Raw genomic sequence first — 14,621 nt, forward strand, 5'->3', positions numbered from 1 at the left:
TGGGAGAGGGCTGATGTTCTACGTGCAACGCGATCAATACAACGCTTTGGTGCGTGTCGAGGCGCAGGCCTTCGCAGAAGCCACTGAGACGCTACCGGCTGACCATCATGAGATCCAGGCGTGGTTTGCCGACGATGAGATTGAGAACAGCCTAAAGCAGCTCAAGAGCAGTGACCTTGAGATGATCCGCGTACTGGACGACTTGATCCAGGTGCTGATCACCAAGAACGTGATGAGCATCACCGACTTGCCGCCGGCGGCGCAGACCAAGTTCCTGGAGCGTACCCATGCCCGGGCGGCGCTGGGTGGCTTGAGCGAGCTGATCAATGACGAAGAAACCGGCCTGATCTGACGCGCACCTCCTTCACGGCGTGAGCGTCAAGGAAGCGTGATTATTCTGAGCTTCACTTCCAGGGCGCCGGTTCACCGACCAGTTGGCCTTGCACCCCTTCAATCCCCATCTCGCGGATCACCCGCAACTCTCCCTCGGTTTCCACGCGCTCGGCAATCAACGGCAGGTCAATGCTGTGGGCTGCACGCTGGATGGCTTCGATAAAGAAGCGTTTGTGGCTTTCCTGATCAATATCGCGGATGTAACTGCCGTCGATCTTGAGGTAGGCCAGGCCCAGGTGCGCGAGGTTGCCGATCATGCTGAAGCGCCCGCCGAAGCGTTGCAGGCCAAGGCTGTAGCCGAGGCCGCGCATGCGCCGGATCAAACGCTCCAGCTGCGTCTGTTCGGGCACTTGTTCTTCACCGATTTCCAGGGTCAGGCGTTCGCCCAACAGCGGGTGTTGGGCCAGGCGTTCGAACATGTGCTCCAGGGCTTGCGGGTCGTTCAGGGTGGCTGCCGACAGGTTCAGCGCGACCGATTGGTTGTGCTGGCCCAAGTGGGCGATCACCAGATCGAGCATTACCTGGTCGAGGCGCGCGGTCCAGCCGAAGCGCTCCAGCCATGGCAGGAAATGCCCGGCGGCAATGGTCTGGTCCTGGCTGTCGAGCAGGCGCGACAGCACTTTGTAATGCAGGACCTGGCGGATATCGTTGCTGCTCACCACCGGCTGGAAGAACAGGCGGAAGCGACCCTGGCTCAGGGCGGTGTCGAGCAGGGTGTGCCAGCTGTGCGGGTCGTCACTGACGGTGTCGAGGGTTTGATGGGTCAGGCACACCCAGCTTTGCAGGCTGTTGGCTTCGGCCTGCGTGAGCGCCTGGTCAGCCAGCATCAGCAGGTCTGCCGAGGCGTCGCCGGGGTTGTAAGGGGCCAGGCCGATGTAGGCCACGGTGGGCATGTCGGTGGCGCCGGTTTCGTGCAGGCTCTGCAAGGTGGCTTCCAGTTCCTGGGCCAACTGCACGGCCTCGTCACGTACCAGGCCCGGCGCGAGCACGGCAAACTCGCCACCTCGGCTGCGCGTGATCAGGTTGTGGGTTTCCGGGTATTTGGCGCAGGTGCGCACCAGTTGCTGGCTGACGGCTTGCAGCAACTGGTCGGTGCGCTGCCCGCCCAGACGCTGATTGAGGCCACCCAGGTCGTTGACCCGCAGCATCAGCAGGTAGCCTGAGCTGGACTCCTCCAGGGTGCTGACCCGCGATTGCAGCTGCATCTCGAAATAGCGACGGTTGGCCAGCCCGGTCAGGCTGTCCTGGTAGGACTCCACCCGTAGCTTCTCGCTGCGCTCGGTCTGCTCGTGGAACAGCGCCTTGAGCTTCTCCACCATCTGGTTCATGGCCTGCACCACGCGGCGCAGTTCCGGGGTGCGGGGCAGGTCGGGCAAGCTGAGGAACTCTCGACGCGCGATAGCGTGGGACTGCTCCACCATATAGTCCAAAGGCCTGAGCTGACGACGCAGCAACAGCGCGCCCAGTACCGCACTCACCGCGCCACAGACCAGCAGCCAAACCAGGCTGCCCAGCGCGCTTTGCCAGAGTTTGGCCAGGGCAAACATCGGGTGACTGACCACTTCGACCCGCGCTGCCTGCTGCCAGCCACGGCTGACGATGGCATCGCCGCCGGCCGGCGCCAGGCCGATCATCTTGACGAACCAGGCCGGCACGCTGCTGGCATCCGGCTCGGCGGCACGCTCCACCAGCACCTGGTCATTGCTCAGGTCCACCACGCGAATGCTCGCGTAGTAGCCGCTGTCGAAGATCGAGCTGACCATCAGTTCGGTCATTGCCGGGTCATCGATGTTCGGCGTCAACGACAGGGCCAGCGCTGTGGCCGCGTCCTGGGCGTGGGAGCGCAACTGGTTGACGTACTGGGTACGCGAACTTTCCAGGCTGACGAAGAAGCTACCGCTGAACGCGACCACCAGGAACACGCAGATAGCGATCAGCAATTGTTTGAACAGTGACATCGTAGCTCCTGTTAATTATCCGAACTGGCCGGAAACCCTTCAGCGGTCATTTTTTTCAAGACGTCCAACCAGCGTGATAGACGCTTGGTGTCACCGACTTTTTTGTTCCCGCCTGCGCCGGTCAGCCACAGCCCTTCACCGTTGAACGCGTAGACCGGCAGCAGGTCTGCACGCTGGCTGGCGGGCAAAATGGCGTCCATCAGGCTGTCCAGCACCAGGGGCATGGCTTCGGGGCTGGCGTAGTACGTCAGCACCATGTGCGCGCGATTCTGGCGTAAGGCTTTAACGTAGGTAATGCGCAGTTTTTCGGCGGGCACCCCCAAGTGGCGCAGGCTGAAGTACTTGGCGATGGCGTAGTCTTCGCAATCGCCAGCGCCTTTCCACAGGGATTGAATAGGGGTCGCCCAATAATCAATTTCGTGCCACAGGTCGATGTCTTCTTCGTAGCGCAACTGGCGGTTGAAGAACAGATTCACCACGTTGAGCTGCTCTGCCTCACTCACCTGCTTCTGCGTCGCCAGCAATTGTTGCCAGGCATCAATGCGCTGGCGCCCCGGCCCCAGCGGCCCATAAAGCGACTCGGCGCGGCGGCTGATCTGGCTGAAATCCCAATCGGCGAGCAAATCGCCCAGCAGGCCGCCACCCAGCAACAGCGTGATGGCGAGGCCGTACAGAATCCGAGGGAGTTTAAAGCGTATCGCCACTGCGATTACCCAAGCTTGCAGCATTGAAGGTGCGGCAATGGTGCGGTGATATAGGGTAAAAAACAATGGCACGATGAAATCACCGCCATTGAATTGTAGTAATAGTCCGTCAGTAAATTGGCTAATTTCCGCTCGTCTGAAAGGCTTGCTCGACTTTCATCAAAATAATGACACTTCCCTAGCGCTGTCACAGAATGAAGCAATGAAAACGCCTACAAAAAGACCTGCGGTGAAGCCGTACCTTGCTGATCTTTCCACGTCTTTATATGGCGCCGTGAAGGAGCTCCGGCCATGAGCCGCACTGATGATCTATTTGCCCTGTTCGGCAAGAGCGTTTCCCGCGACCCCACGGGAAAAAACGCCCGCCTGCATTTTTTTGGCAGCATTCCTTTCGACGATGGCACACGGGTGAATCAGAAAGAGGGTTCGCGCTTCGGGGCCCATGCCTCCCACGCCAATGAACATCACCACCATGAGTCATTGACCGCGCTGCGCCCGACGGTAGTCGCGCTGGTGTCCGTCAATGGCGGCGTTGGCCGCAGTACGCTGGCCACGGCGCTGAGCAGCGGTCTGCAGCGTCTTGGTGAGTCGGTCGTGGCGCTGGACCTGGATCCTCAGAACGCTTTGCGCCAGCACTTCGGTGTGGACCATGAGCTTCCCGGCCTCGCCCGCAGCAGCCTGCTCAACACGCCATGGAACACCATCCTGCAATCGGGTTTTGCCGGTTGCCAGGTGATTCCCTTCGGCGACGCGGACACCCAGCAGCAGGAAAACCTGCAACGCTGGTTGACGCGGGAGCCGAAGTGGCTGGCCCAGCGCCTGGCGGCATTGGACCTGAGCGAACGGCACACCGTGATCATCGATACTCCCGCCGGCAACAACGTCTACCTCCATCAAGCGTTGAGCGTGGCCGATATCGTGCTGGTCGTCGCCCAACCGAACGCCGCCTGTCTCGGCACGCTGGATCAATTGGATGCGCTGCTGGCCCCCCACCTTGAGCGTGCACGTCCACCGCGTTGCCACTTGGTGATCAACCAACTGGATGAAAACTCGGCGTTCAACCTGGACATGCTTGATGCGTTCAAGCTGCGTCGCAGTGATTACCCTTTGGAAGTCATACACCGCGATCCGGCGATCAGCGAAGGCCTGGCCTTTTCTACCGACCCTCTGGACAACGCGGTTACAAGTCTGGCGGGTGATGACATCAACGACCTTTGCCGGTTACTGATCGCTCGCAAAAAACGCCTGTAAAGCGCGGGTTATACGCTTGACGCCAGATGCTTATGCACAATCGGTCGGATGCAGTTGTCATGAAATAGCCGTTTTGTGGAGCGGTTCTCAACACACTGCAACTGCCTGTTTTACGTGCGTTTTATGGTGTGAGTAAAAAATGAACATCGTGGCTTTTGGCCTGTAGCGTAGACGGCTACAGGCTCTGTAAAGAATTCATCAACAGAGTTATCCACAGGCTGGGGTGCGACAATTTCGCCCTTTAATCGCGCTCGGCAAGCACCAACAAGTTGCGCGGTGTCAACGCCGGGTCGCAGAAGCTGCCTACTTCAACCCTGTAGCCACGCTCGCTGAGAAACAGTGCCCGATCCAGCACCAGCCACACTTCCAGCGGGCGCCGAAACAGACCGCGCACCAATTCCAGATTCCTGACCTCAGCCAAACGCTGCCAACCGTGCGCCTCCAGTGCCGCCCAATCCTGTTTGCCTGTGGATAACCCTTTGAGGCGGGCCAGCTCGTGGCAGTAGTCGGCGAAGGGTTTGTCCAGCCAGTGGGCGGGCAGGGACGGCGTGGGCAGGTAGTCGTCGCAGCCGCGTAACTGGCGTTGCAACTGATCGAAACCGAGGCGCCGGGCCATGGACGTGTCCCGTTGCAGGCGCACGCGTTTGCCGGCGGTGACGGTTTCGCTGAGGGGCAGGCCGAGGTCGTCGACCGACAACTGCAAGGTGGAAGCGCGGGCGGCTACGGACAGCGGCTGGTAAGTGTGTGCATGGGTTCGGTTATAGCAGCACGGCGCCAATGCCAGTTGCTTGCAGCCGGCGGCGCTGGCCACTTGCAGCAGGCGTACGTGCAAATCGCCGCAGGCATGCAGGGCGACGGGGGTGTGTTCGGCGCTGATGGCGACATCGGCCATCACGTCTTGCAAACGATGGGTGACGGGCAGGCCGTGGTGCTCGCTCAAGGCTTGGCCGGACGCGACCAGGGCCGGGTCGTATTCCAGGCAGGTCAGCTGTTGGTCTGTGTGCAGCAGGCGGCGACCAAGGTGGCCTTTGCCGGCGCACCAGTCCAGCCAATGCTGGGGTGTTTGCGCAAAGTGCAGCGCCGCGCCGAAGGCTTCGATCTGTTGCCATTTGCGGCCGGGTACATCGACATTCAGGCGATGCGCGGCGGGATGCAGGGGCTGCGTCGGTAACTTATCCACAGTGCCGAGTTGCAGCGCTTGCAAGGCAATCTGTGGAAACGGCGCGGGAGCGGGCAGCTCATGGGGCTGGTTGTGGCTGGCTTCAGCCTCGGCCAACGAGCGTTGGCGCAGCCACTGGGCCAGCTCGGGGTGTTCGCGTTCCCAGGGCAGTTGGCGATGCGTAAAGGGCCGTGGTCGCCACAGCCCTTGATGCTCGATCAGAAACGCATCCAGCGCCCGGAAGCGCGCTTCAACGTCCCTGGCAGGCATCGACGCGCAGCCAGCGTTCCAGCAGTTTGAAGCCGCGTACCAGCAGGAACGAGATCAACAGGTAGAACACGCCGGCGGTGAAGAACATTTCTACCGTCAGGTAGTTGCGCGCAATGATCGTGCGGGCCATACCGGTCAGTTCCAGCAGGGTCACGGTGCTCGCCAGTGAACTGGCCTTGAGCATCAGGATCACTTCGTTGCTATAGGCCGGCAAGCCGATGCGCGCCGCACGCGGCAAGATGATGTAGAACAGCGTCTTGGGCCTGGACATGCCCAGCGCCCGGGCGGCTTCGATTTCTCCAGGCGGAATGGCCTGGATGGCGCCACGCAGGATCTCGGCGATATAGGCCGCAGTGTGCAGCGTCATGGTGGCGGTGGCACACCAGAACGGGTCGCGCAGGTATTTCCACATGAAGCTTGAGCGGATGCTGTCGAATTGAGCCAGGCCGTAATAGACCAGGAACAACTGCACCAGCAGCGGCGTGCCCCGGAAGAAGAAAATGTAGGCGTAGGGCAGCGAGCGCACATACCAGCGCTTGGACGAACGTGCGATGCCCAGCGGGATGGCCAGGATCAAACCCAGGATCACGGCGATGCTGACGAGTTCCAGGGTCAGGATGGCGCCCTGGATAAACTTCGGCAGCCACTTGATGATGACTTCCCATTCCATTACGTCGTCCTCACGAAGCCGCGGGCGGCGCGTTTTTCCAGGTAGTGCATGGCGACCATCGACAGTGAGGTCAGGCCCAGGTAGATGAGCGCGGCGACCATGTAGAAAGTGAACGGCTGTTTGGTGACGGTGACGGCGATCTGCGCGTGGCGCATGATTTCTTCGAGGCCGATGACCGTGACCAGCGCGGTGTCTTTCATCAGGATCAGGAACAGGTTGCCCAGCCCCGGCAGGGCGATGCGCCACATCTGCGGCATGATCAAGCGGGTAAAGATGCGGAACTTCGACAGGCCCAGCGCCACGCCGGCTTCGCGGTGGCCCTTGGGAATGGAGATGATTGCGCCGCGCAGTACTTCGGTGGCGTAGGCGCCGAAACACAACCCCAGCGCAATGACGCCGGCGGCGAAGGCGCTCAGGGACAGGTCGGGGATGTTGAACAGCTCACCCAGTTCGCGCATGGCGTTGATGGTGCCGAAGTAAATCAGCAACACCCACAACAGTTCCGGCACGCCGCGAACGATGGTCGAGTAAGTCCCGCCCAGCCATTGCAGAGGCTTGTACGCGGAAGTCTTGGCCAAGGCCCCGGCCAGGCCGAGGACCAGCCCCAGGCATAAGGCCGTGAGCGCCAGTTTGACGGTCATCAGCGCGCCGGCAGCGAGCGCGGGGCCGAATCCGTAGAGATCGAAATTCATGGTGTTTTCATATCGCGGCAGGCATTGCTGGAAGCCGACGCGCTCAGGTGAGCGCGCCGGTCAGGCCGTTCAGGTCATTCGATGCTGAACGGGAAGTACTTGTCGTTGATCTTCTTGTAGGTGCCGTCTGCCTTGATCTCTGCCAGGGCTTTGTTCAGGCGCTCGCGCAGTGGGTCGCCCTTGCGTACGGCGATACCGATTTTGTCGCTTTCTACAACTGGGTCACCCTTGAACTCGTAGGCCGAACCGTCTTTGCTCTTGAGCCATTCGTACTGCACGTACTTGTCGGCGAGAATCCCGTCCAGGCGACCAGAAGTCAGGTCGAGGTAGGCGTTTTCCTGGGTGTCGTAGAGCTTGGCTTCGGTATCCGGCAGCTTGTCTTCCAGGTAGGTACCGGCCAGCGTTGCGCGCTGGGCGCCGATGACCTTGCCCTTCAGGTAAGCGGCGTCGGTCTTGAAGTCTGCAGTGGCTTTAGGGGCGATGAACTGCAGTTTGTTGGAGTAGTACGGGTCGGTGAAGTCGACGGCTTGCTTGCGTTCATCGGTGATGGACAGCGAGGACACCAGGAAGTCGAACTTCTTGGCATTCAGGGCCGGGATGATGCCGTCCCAGTCGGACACGTACACTTCGCACTTTTCGACTTTCATCTTGGCGCACAGGGCGTCGCCGATGTCCTTGTCGAAGCCGACGACGTTGCCGCTGGCGTCTTTATTGTTGAAGGGCGGGTAGGCCGCTTCGATCCCCATTTTCAAGGTCTCTGCCATGGCCGTGGCGCTGAACGCCATCGAGATGGCCGCGGCCAGAAGGAATTTTTTATAGTTCTGCATGCATGTTGCTCCGTTAGCGGTTGCTGGACATGAATTGTTTGCAGCGCGCCGAAAGCGGGTTTTCAAACACCTGCTGTGGCGATCCTTGCTCTTCGATCAGGCCTTGGTGCAGAAACACCACTTCACTGGATACCTGACGGGCGAAGCCCATTTCATGGGTGACCAGCAGCATGGTGCGACCTTCCTCGGCCAGCGCGCGGATCACATTAAGTACTTCCTGGACCATTTCCGGGTCAAGGGCAGAAGTGGGCTCGTCAAACAGGATGACTTTAGGCTGCATCGCCAGGGTGCGCGCAATGGCGGCCCGTTGTTGCTGGCCGCCGGACAATTGCGCGGGGTAGGCGTGGCGCTTGTCGGCGATGCCGACCTTGTCCAGCAGGGCTTCGGCCACTTCTATGGCTTCGGCCTTGCTCTGGCCGAGCACACGGCGGGGCGCCTCGATGATGTTGTCGAGGATGCTCATGTGCGGCCACAGGTTAAAGTTTTGAAACACAAAACCGATTTCGCTGCGCAGGCGGTTGATCTGCTTGCCGTCGGCGGCCATCAACTCACCGTTTTTCGCGGCCTTTAGCTTGAGTTCTTCGCCGGCCACCAGGATCTGGCCCTGATGTGGGTTTTCCAGCAGGTTGATGCAACGCAGGAACGTGGACTTGCCGGAACCGGAGGAACCCAGGATCGAGATCACATCGCCGTCGCGAGCGGTCAGCGAGATACCTTTGAGTACCTCCAGCTCACCATAGCGTTTATGCAAGTTGCGGATTTCAAGCGCGGGCGTGGCCTCGGCCATGTGCGGTCCTCATTGTGTTCGTTGCGATCCTGCTGTTGGGACGCCTTCCTGGCGAGGCGCCAAGCTAGCATAGCGCCCGGACGACACCAACAGCCCCGCGGAGGGTAAACAGACGGTGTGCGGCAGGGTGTCGCATCGGCACAGCAGCGTGTCGCGCCATCAACAACCGAACAACCGTTTGATCCCGGTAAACCGCAGGCTTCGCGTAAAAAAGGGCGCGATGGTGCCAGCTTTGGCCGGGTGTTGGAAGGGTTAAACGGGCAAACGGTAGCTATCAGCCCCTTTATGGCGCGCCACGTACTTTTTGTGTGTGTTTTTGGTGCGCTGGTTCGTCTTGAATGTGAGTCGCGCGGTAACGCTATAGCGGAATGCCATTATTATCAATGAGTTGCAATGGCTGGCGAATCGTCCTACAGCCCGCGTCAATCGCGACTTCGTAACATTTTGGCGCAGATCTTGCGTAAAAAATAAAGAACGCCCTGTTGGTTTCTTTTCACGAGGAAGATCCCAGGCCGGGCGAACCGTTTTCGCAATTCCTCGCAAAGGTGTGTCAATGAGTAGTACGCAAAGCTCCAATGACCTCGAACAGGGGCTCAAACCGCGTCACGTCACCATGCTGTCGATTGCCGGCGTTATTGGTGCCGGTCTGTTTGTTGGCTCCGGTCACGCGATTGCTGCCGCCGGCCCCGCTGTCCTGTTGGCGTATGCCGCTGCGGGTACGCTGGTGGTATTGGTGATGCGTATGTTGGCCGAGATGGCCGTGGCGTCGCCGGATACCGGTTCGTTTTCCACCTATGCCGACCGTGCAATCGGTCACTGGGCCGGTTTCACCATTGGCTGGCTGTATTGGTGGTTCTGGGTGCTGGTGATTCCGTTGGAAGCCAACGCCGCCGCGACCATCCTCCACGCGTGGTTCCCGGATGTGGCCATCTGGGCCTTTACCCTGATCATCACGTTGTTGCTCACGGCGACCAACCTGTTCAGCGTGAAGAACTACGGCGAGTTCGAGTTCTGGTTTGCGCTGATCAAGGTCGTGGCGATTGTGGGCTTTGTGATCCTCGGCCTGGCCGCGATTTTCGGCTTCCTGCCGACCAGCCAGGTCAGTGGCGTGTCGCACCTGTTCGACACCCAAGGCTTTATGCCGAACGGCATGGGCGCCGTATTGGCTGCGATCCTGACCACCATGTTCTCGTTCATGGGCACCGAGATCGTCACCATTGCAGCGGCTGAATCGAAGAACCCGGGCCAGCAAATCACCAAGGCCACCAATTCGGTGATCTGGCGGATTGGCTTGTTCTACCTGCTGTCGATCTTCATCGTCGTGTCCCTGGTGCCGTGGAACGATCCGACCCTGGCGGCGGTAGGTTCCTACCAGACTGTGCTGGAACGCATGGGTATTCCGAATGCCAAGCTGATCGTCGACCTGGTGGTATTGGTTGCCGTGACCAGTTGCCTGAACTCGGCGCTGTACACCGCTTCGCGCATGCTGTTCTCCTTGGGCCGTCGCGGTGATGCACCGGCCGTGGCCAAGCGCACCAACAAGAGCGGCACGCCTTACTGGGCGGTGTTGCTGTCCACCGGTGCTGCGTTCCTGGCGGTGTTTGCCAACTATGTGGCGCCGGCGGCGGTGTTCGAATTCCTGCTGGCCAGCTCCGGCGCCATCGCATTGCTGGTGTACCTGGTGATCGCGGTGTCGCAACTGCGCATGCGTCAGAAGCGTACGGCGGCGGGCGAGAAAATCGTCTTCAAGATGTGGCTGTTCCCTGGCCTGACCTATGCGGTGATGGTGTTTATCGTGGGTACGCTGACCATCATGCTGTTCCAGGAAGCGCACCGGGTCGAGATTATCGCGACGGGGGTTTTGAGCTTGCTGGTCGTGGTGGCGGGGTTGGTTGTGGCGAGCCGTCGCAAGGCGCAGAGAGCCGGCGCTGCGGTGCTTAACTGACGAAATGCGGTAAAAAATGTGGGAGGGGCGGTGCGACGATTCGACCTGCCCCCTCCCACATTGGGTTCTGCGTCAGTCTTGCGAGTTGGTCAGCGCTTGGGACGCCGCCAGGTAATCCGCCTGGAACTCTGGCGACTCGATCCACGCCAGTGCCGCCGCTTCATCGTCACTGTCCGTGGCCCACTGCCGATACTCGATCAGCGCCGCCAGGATAAAGTCCGTGGCTTCTTCTTCGCCTTCCTGTTCCAGCACCAGCGCCAGCAGCGGGTGTGCCAGGAATGCTGCGCACAATGCCTGTTGGCTGGTCTCGCCAGCGGTGCGCATCTCCACAAACAGCTCGGTCAAGTCCACCGACTCAAGGTCAATGCGGCTGTCATCGCCTGCAAACGCATCCGGCTTGGTCGCCACGGCGCGTTGAGTACGGTTTTGCTTGGCCTTGGTCTTTGCGCGCTGGGCACGTTTTTGCTGCTTGTTCGGCGAGGCCATGGGCTCAACGTCCTAAGGTTCTGGGTCTGGGTGGGTATTGAAGCGCAGGTTGGGGCAAATCCCAAGGGTTGCGGGTGTGTTTCGTCACGCGCAGCCCTGTGCTCCAGTTTTATTTTTTAGTAACCGTTAACCGATTTGCCAGCACTTGTCTGAGCTTTTGCTGGGTCATTAACCTCCGACGCTCGCGCCACTCGTTGGACGGACCGTGGATCGTTTCGGCGTGCGGCTTTGGAAAAACCACACATCTGAGAGAGACGACAGCGAACCATGCGCAGATTAGACTGGCAGGCATCCATTACGGAGGTCTCTATGAGCATCCCACTTTCTCCTATCGTTTCGGAGTTTGAAACAGAAGAGCAGGCCGCGAGCTACGACCGTTGGTTTCGGGCCAAGGTGCAGGCTTCAATTGATGATCCTCGTCCGAGTATTCCGCATGATCAGGTTATGGCTGAGATGCGCGCGCTGATCGAGTCCAAGCGTAAAGAGCGTGATGCAAGTGGATTGGCGGCCCGAGGCGCGGGCTGAGCTCAGGGAGATTCTTGAATACATCGTCGGTCGCAATCTTGTAGCGGCCAGCGATTTGAATGAAGCAATTGAGGCCGTAACTACCGCGCTTCCCCAGCACCCTTATCTGTATCGGTTGGGTCGAATTCCGGGTATTCGTGAAATTGTTGTGCGCCGAGTTACCGACCGCATCGAGATACTGACTGTGCTTCATGCTCGCCAAGAATATCCTTCTGGCTCGGTCGACTATTTCGCTCGACCTTAAGTCAGTAGGCACATAGCCTCGCACTTTTGCGATACGCCAGAGCCTATTCCATGACCCGCGACACCCTCGAACACCACCAGATCCCCCTCTATTTCCTCACCGTTCTCCTGGCTGCAGTCGTTGGCCTGCTCGCGCCTTTATCGGCTCACACTCTCAGCGTATGGATCACGCCCGTCATCGCGATACTGATGTACGCAATGTTCCTGCAAATCCCCTTTCTGGACCCGCGTACAGGCTTGGGCAACAAGCGCTTCCTATCGGCGTTGTTGCTGGCCAATTTCATTCTGGTGCCGGTGCTGGTGTGGGTATTGACCCGTGGCCTGGCGGAGCGCCCGGCGTTGCTGGTGGGAGCGTTGCTGGTGTTGCTGACACCGTGCATCGATTACGTGGTGGTGTTCACTCACATCGGTAAGGGCGACTCGCGATTAATGCTGGCGGCCACGCCGCTGCTGTTGTTACTGCAGTTGGCGCTGTTGCCGGTGTACCTGGGTTTGATGTTGGGCACGCAGTCGCAGTTAGTGGTGCAGGCGGGGCCGTTTATCGAGGCGTTCGTGTTGCTGATTGTGCTGCCGATGGTGCTCGCGGTGCTGACGACTGCGCTCGCGCGGCGCTCGACGGTTATCAGCGTTTGGAATGACGCATGGGCTTGGTTGCCCGTGCCTGCGATGGCGATGGTGCTGTTTGTGGTGATCGGCTCGCAAATCACCTCGGTGGTGCGTGATATAGGCCTGCTGATGCCGGTGATCCCGATTTATGTGGCCTTTGTGTTGCTGGCGCCGCTGATGGGGATGCTGGCGGCGCGGCTGTTCGCGCTGCCTGCGGTCACGGCGCGGGCGGTGACGTTCAGCGCCTCCACGCGCAATTCGTTGGTGGTTTTGCCGCTGGCCCTGGCCCTGCCCGAAGACGTGCGTGGGTTGGCCGCCACGGCGGTGATCCTGCAGACCTTGGTCGAGTTGGTGGCCGAGTTGATCTATGTGCGCCTTATTCCTCGGTTGGTGTGGCCCGCAGGTCGGTAACCGGGTGAATGTTCAGGTCTGTTCAGGCGCTATTCAGGGGTGTGCTCGGCAACATAAGTCGGCGCTCCCCACCTGACAGGTCTACCGATGGATCACCGCAACCGTTTTCGCCTGGAATCCCTGGGCATTTTCCTGTTTGCCCTAGTGCTGTTCACCTTTGGAATCTGGGATCAGCAGCCCCAGGGATTTGACGGGCGCTGGGCGCTATTCCTGCAGGAAATGTTTCGCCATGGCGCGAGCCTTTTCCCCACCACCTACGGCCAGCCCTACGCGGACTACCCTGGCACCGCGACCTTCTTCAGCTTTGTGTTTGCCCGGTTATTCGGTGCGCCCAATCACTTGGCGAATGTACTGCCCACCGCAATGGCGTCCGCTGGGGTGGTTGCGCTGCTGTATCGCTTGCTGGTCCCTGCGAGTCGACAGTGGGCGCTGCTCGCCGTTTTGTTGACCTTGCTCACCACTCAACTGCTGGAGAAGTCCCGTTCGGTGTGCCTGGACCAGATGGTCGCGTTGCTTTGCGTGGGCAGCTTCTACCTGCTGCACAGCGGCGAGCGCGTGGGTTCGCGACTGAGGCGGTTGGCGGTGTTTCCGTTGTTCGTCCTCGGCTTTGCCGTGCGTGGGCCATTGGGCTTGATTGAGGTCTGCGGCGTGGTCTGTGTGTATTGGGCGCTTGGCAATCCTGGGGCGCGGGTCAGGCAAGTGCTGGTTCACGGCCTGGTTGGTCTGGTGTTGTTGGCGGCCTGTTGGTGGTTGCTGATAAAGCTGGCGCGCATCAGTGGGGGCGATGCATTTGCCGATGCGGTGTTCAAGATGCAAGTGGGCGGGCGCCTGGATGAAAGTGGCGAGCCGTTCTATTTCTATCTTCAATTGAGTTTGTATCGCTACTTCCCTGTGGTGCCGCTGGCGCTGGCCACGTTGGTTGCGTTGCGTCATCGCTGGCATGAACGGTTTGATGGGCGCGTGCAATTGGTTGTGCGGCTCGGTGCCTGCGGGTTGATGATTCTGCTCGGGTTGTCGCTGCCGCACTTCAAACGCGCCTATTACATCTTGCCGATGGTGCCGATGTTTGCCGCTGTCGCTGCCTATGGGCTCCTTCAGGCGCAAGGGTGGCTTGCGGGCGTGCGCCGATGCTACGAAGGGCTTGTCGCAGCGCTACCGGCGTTGTGCGTGGTTGTAGTCTTTGTCTGCCGGCATGGGTGGCAGAAGCACGGTTACTGGCCAGACGTTTCGCTGCCGTTACTGGTCGGCGTGCTGGTGGTGCTGCAAGTCGCTGCGTTGATTGCCTGGCGGCGTTTGGGGCGGCTGGTGTCGCTCAGCTTGATTGCACTGGCGGCGCAGTGGTTACTGCTGGTGGCTGTGGTGGAGCCGGCCAAGGACTTGCAGTTCGATACCCGGCAGTTTGTCAGCCAGGTTGAAGCGCTGCGTGCAACGCAGCCGGGCCCTCTGGTGTTTATCGACCTCGGCCGGGATACCTGGGCGGTGCGCTACATGATGAACCTGGATCACGACGAGCAGCCGGTGTTCATCGGCGGTCATGAGCTTGGGCAACTAGCCGATGTACCTCGGCCAGCCTGGGTGGTCGTGGCGCGCAAGGAAACCGCGTTGCTGGCGGGGACGCCGTTGGAGCACCAGGGCCCGGATTTTGAAGGTCGGTTAAACGACAATCCATTGATGGTGTTTTTGTTGAGGTGAGT

15 protein-coding genes are annotated in these 14,621 nt (G+C 60.1%); 7 read left to right on the forward strand and 8 right to left on the reverse strand.

Annotated features, from left to right (window positions below; all coding sequences use genetic code 11):
* Positions 1-13: 13 nt before the first annotated feature.
* Positions 14-352 carry a tryptophan synthase subunit beta gene (locus tag AB3G88_RS01475; RefSeq protein ID WP_158879018.1) on the forward strand — a complete coding sequence of 113 codons (339 nt, stop codon included), beginning with the start codon at positions 14-16 and terminating at the stop codon, positions 350-352.
* 52 nt (positions 353-404) lie between these two features.
* Here the strand turns inward: AB3G88_RS01475 and lapD are convergent, their stop codons facing one another.
* A complete protein-coding gene (gene lapD / locus AB3G88_RS01480; RefSeq protein ID WP_480452920.1) occupies positions 405-2,351 on the reverse strand; it encodes a cyclic di-GMP receptor LapD in 1,947 nt (648 codons plus the stop codon).
* An 11-nt stretch (positions 2,352-2,362) separates the two neighbouring features.
* Positions 2,363-3,079 (reverse strand): cysteine protease LapG, encoded by a 717-nt coding sequence (gene lapG / locus AB3G88_RS01485; RefSeq protein ID WP_099583885.1) that lies wholly within the window; start codon positions 3,077-3,079, stop codon positions 2,363-2,365.
* Between the two features lie 267 nt (positions 3,080-3,346).
* On the opposite strand from lapG, the gene bcsQ reads away from it, so the two are divergent.
* Complete coding sequence (bcsQ, locus tag AB3G88_RS01490; RefSeq protein ID WP_099583884.1) at positions 3,347-4,306, forward strand: cellulose biosynthesis protein BcsQ; 960 nt, start codon at positions 3,347-3,349, stop codon at positions 4,304-4,306.
* A 241-nt stretch (positions 4,307-4,547) separates the two neighbouring features.
* Here the strand turns inward: bcsQ and AB3G88_RS01495 are convergent, their stop codons facing one another.
* The 5 genes from AB3G88_RS01495 to AB3G88_RS01515 form a co-directional block, all read right to left on the reverse strand.
* Positions 4,548-5,735 carry a methyltransferase gene (locus tag AB3G88_RS01495; protein WP_480452923.1) on the reverse strand — a complete coding sequence of 396 codons (1,188 nt, stop codon included), beginning with the start codon at positions 5,733-5,735 and terminating at the stop codon, positions 4,548-4,550.
* The gene (locus AB3G88_RS01500) at positions 5,716-6,405 is read right to left on the reverse strand and encodes an ABC transporter permease (RefSeq protein ID WP_099583882.1); all 690 of its coding nucleotides are present in this window, start codon (positions 6,403-6,405) and stop codon (positions 5,716-5,718) included. Before AB3G88_RS01500 ends, AB3G88_RS01495 begins: the two co-directional genes overlap by 20 nt.
* Positions 6,405-7,097 carry an ABC transporter permease gene (locus tag AB3G88_RS01505; RefSeq protein WP_099583881.1) on the reverse strand — a complete coding sequence of 231 codons (693 nt, stop codon included), beginning with the start codon at positions 7,095-7,097 and terminating at the stop codon, positions 6,405-6,407. Before AB3G88_RS01505 ends, AB3G88_RS01500 begins: the two co-directional genes overlap by 1 nt.
* Before the next feature lie 74 nt (positions 7,098-7,171).
* The gene (locus AB3G88_RS01510) at positions 7,172-7,924 is read right to left on the reverse strand and encodes an ABC transporter substrate-binding protein (protein ID WP_480452925.1); all 753 of its coding nucleotides are present in this window, start codon (positions 7,922-7,924) and stop codon (positions 7,172-7,174) included.
* A 13-nt stretch (positions 7,925-7,937) separates the two neighbouring features.
* Positions 7,938-8,711: an ABC transporter ATP-binding protein gene (locus AB3G88_RS01515; RefSeq protein ID WP_065925764.1), complete on the reverse strand. Its 774-nt coding sequence runs from the start codon at positions 8,709-8,711 to the stop codon at positions 7,938-7,940.
* 553 nt (positions 8,712-9,264) lie between these two features.
* On the opposite strand from AB3G88_RS01515, the gene gabP reads away from it, so the two are divergent.
* Positions 9,265-10,656, forward strand: a complete 1,392-nt coding sequence (gabP, locus tag AB3G88_RS01520; RefSeq protein ID WP_112193011.1) for a GABA permease — start codon at positions 9,265-9,267, stop codon at positions 10,654-10,656.
* 72 nt (positions 10,657-10,728) lie between these two features.
* Here gabP and AB3G88_RS01525 read toward each other — a convergent pair whose 3' ends face one another.
* Complete coding sequence (locus AB3G88_RS01525; protein ID WP_099583879.1) at positions 10,729-11,142, reverse strand: hypothetical protein; 414 nt, start codon at positions 11,140-11,142, stop codon at positions 10,729-10,731.
* Positions 11,143-11,451: 309 nt separating this feature from the next.
* On the opposite strand from AB3G88_RS01525, the gene relB reads away from it, so the two are divergent.
* From relB to AB3G88_RS01545, 4 genes are all read left to right on the forward strand, one after another.
* The gene (gene relB, locus AB3G88_RS01530; protein WP_480452928.1) at positions 11,452-11,667 is read left to right on the forward strand and encodes a type II toxin-antitoxin system RelB family antitoxin; all 216 of its coding nucleotides are present in this window, start codon (positions 11,452-11,454) and stop codon (positions 11,665-11,667) included.
* The gene (locus AB3G88_RS01535) at positions 11,633-11,911 is read left to right on the forward strand and encodes a type II toxin-antitoxin system RelE/ParE family toxin (RefSeq protein WP_112193012.1); all 279 of its coding nucleotides are present in this window, start codon (positions 11,633-11,635) and stop codon (positions 11,909-11,911) included. Before relB ends, AB3G88_RS01535 begins: the two co-directional genes overlap by 35 nt.
* Before the next feature lie 50 nt (positions 11,912-11,961).
* Positions 11,962-12,927 (forward strand): arsenic resistance protein, encoded by a 966-nt coding sequence (locus AB3G88_RS01540; protein ID WP_480452931.1) that lies wholly within the window; start codon positions 11,962-11,964, stop codon positions 12,925-12,927.
* An 87-nt stretch (positions 12,928-13,014) separates the two neighbouring features.
* Positions 13,015-14,619 (forward strand): ArnT family glycosyltransferase, encoded by a 1,605-nt coding sequence (locus AB3G88_RS01545; protein WP_480452933.1) that lies wholly within the window; start codon positions 13,015-13,017, stop codon positions 14,617-14,619.
* Positions 14,620-14,621: the final 2 nt, after the last annotated feature.

The sequence above is a fragment of the Pseudomonas arvensis genome, from assembly GCF_056688935.1.

What these genes read in the sequence shown, in the direction of transcription:
- AB3G88_RS01475 (WP_158879018.1), top strand. Translation starts at nt 14, where the DNA reads ATGTTCTACGTGCAACGCGATCAATACAACGCTTTGGTGCGTGTCGAG.
- lapD (WP_480452920.1), bottom strand. Translation starts at nt 2,351, where the DNA reads ATGTCACTGTTCAAACAATTGCTGATCGCTATCTGCGTGTTCCTGGTG.
- lapG (WP_099583885.1), bottom strand. Translation starts at nt 3,079, where the DNA reads ATGCTGCAAGCTTGGGTAATCGCAGTGGCGATACGCTTTAAACTCCCT.
- bcsQ (WP_099583884.1), top strand. Translation starts at nt 3,347, where the DNA reads ATGAGCCGCACTGATGATCTATTTGCCCTGTTCGGCAAGAGCGTTTCC.
- AB3G88_RS01495 (WP_480452923.1), bottom strand. Translation starts at nt 5,735, where the DNA reads ATGCCTGCCAGGGACGTTGAAGCGCGCTTCCGGGCGCTGGATGCGTTT.
- AB3G88_RS01500 (WP_099583882.1), bottom strand. Translation starts at nt 6,405, where the DNA reads ATGGAATGGGAAGTCATCATCAAGTGGCTGCCGAAGTTTATCCAGGGC.
- AB3G88_RS01505 (WP_099583881.1), bottom strand. Translation starts at nt 7,097, where the DNA reads ATGAATTTCGATCTCTACGGATTCGGCCCCGCGCTCGCTGCCGGCGCG.
- AB3G88_RS01510 (WP_480452925.1), bottom strand. Translation starts at nt 7,924, where the DNA reads ATGCAGAACTATAAAAAATTCCTTCTGGCCGCGGCCATCTCGATGGCG.
- AB3G88_RS01515 (WP_065925764.1), bottom strand. Translation starts at nt 8,711, where the DNA reads ATGGCCGAGGCCACGCCCGCGCTTGAAATCCGCAACTTGCATAAACGC.
- gabP (WP_112193011.1), top strand. Translation starts at nt 9,265, where the DNA reads ATGAGTAGTACGCAAAGCTCCAATGACCTCGAACAGGGGCTCAAACCG.
- AB3G88_RS01525 (WP_099583879.1), bottom strand. Translation starts at nt 11,142, where the DNA reads ATGGCCTCGCCGAACAAGCAGCAAAAACGTGCCCAGCGCGCAAAGACC.
- relB (WP_480452928.1), top strand. Translation starts at nt 11,452, where the DNA reads ATGAGCATCCCACTTTCTCCTATCGTTTCGGAGTTTGAAACAGAAGAG.
- AB3G88_RS01535 (WP_112193012.1), top strand. Translation starts at nt 11,633, where the DNA reads ATGCAAGTGGATTGGCGGCCCGAGGCGCGGGCTGAGCTCAGGGAGATT.
- AB3G88_RS01540 (WP_480452931.1), top strand. Translation starts at nt 11,962, where the DNA reads ATGACCCGCGACACCCTCGAACACCACCAGATCCCCCTCTATTTCCTC.
- AB3G88_RS01545 (WP_480452933.1), top strand. Translation starts at nt 13,015, where the DNA reads ATGGATCACCGCAACCGTTTTCGCCTGGAATCCCTGGGCATTTTCCTG.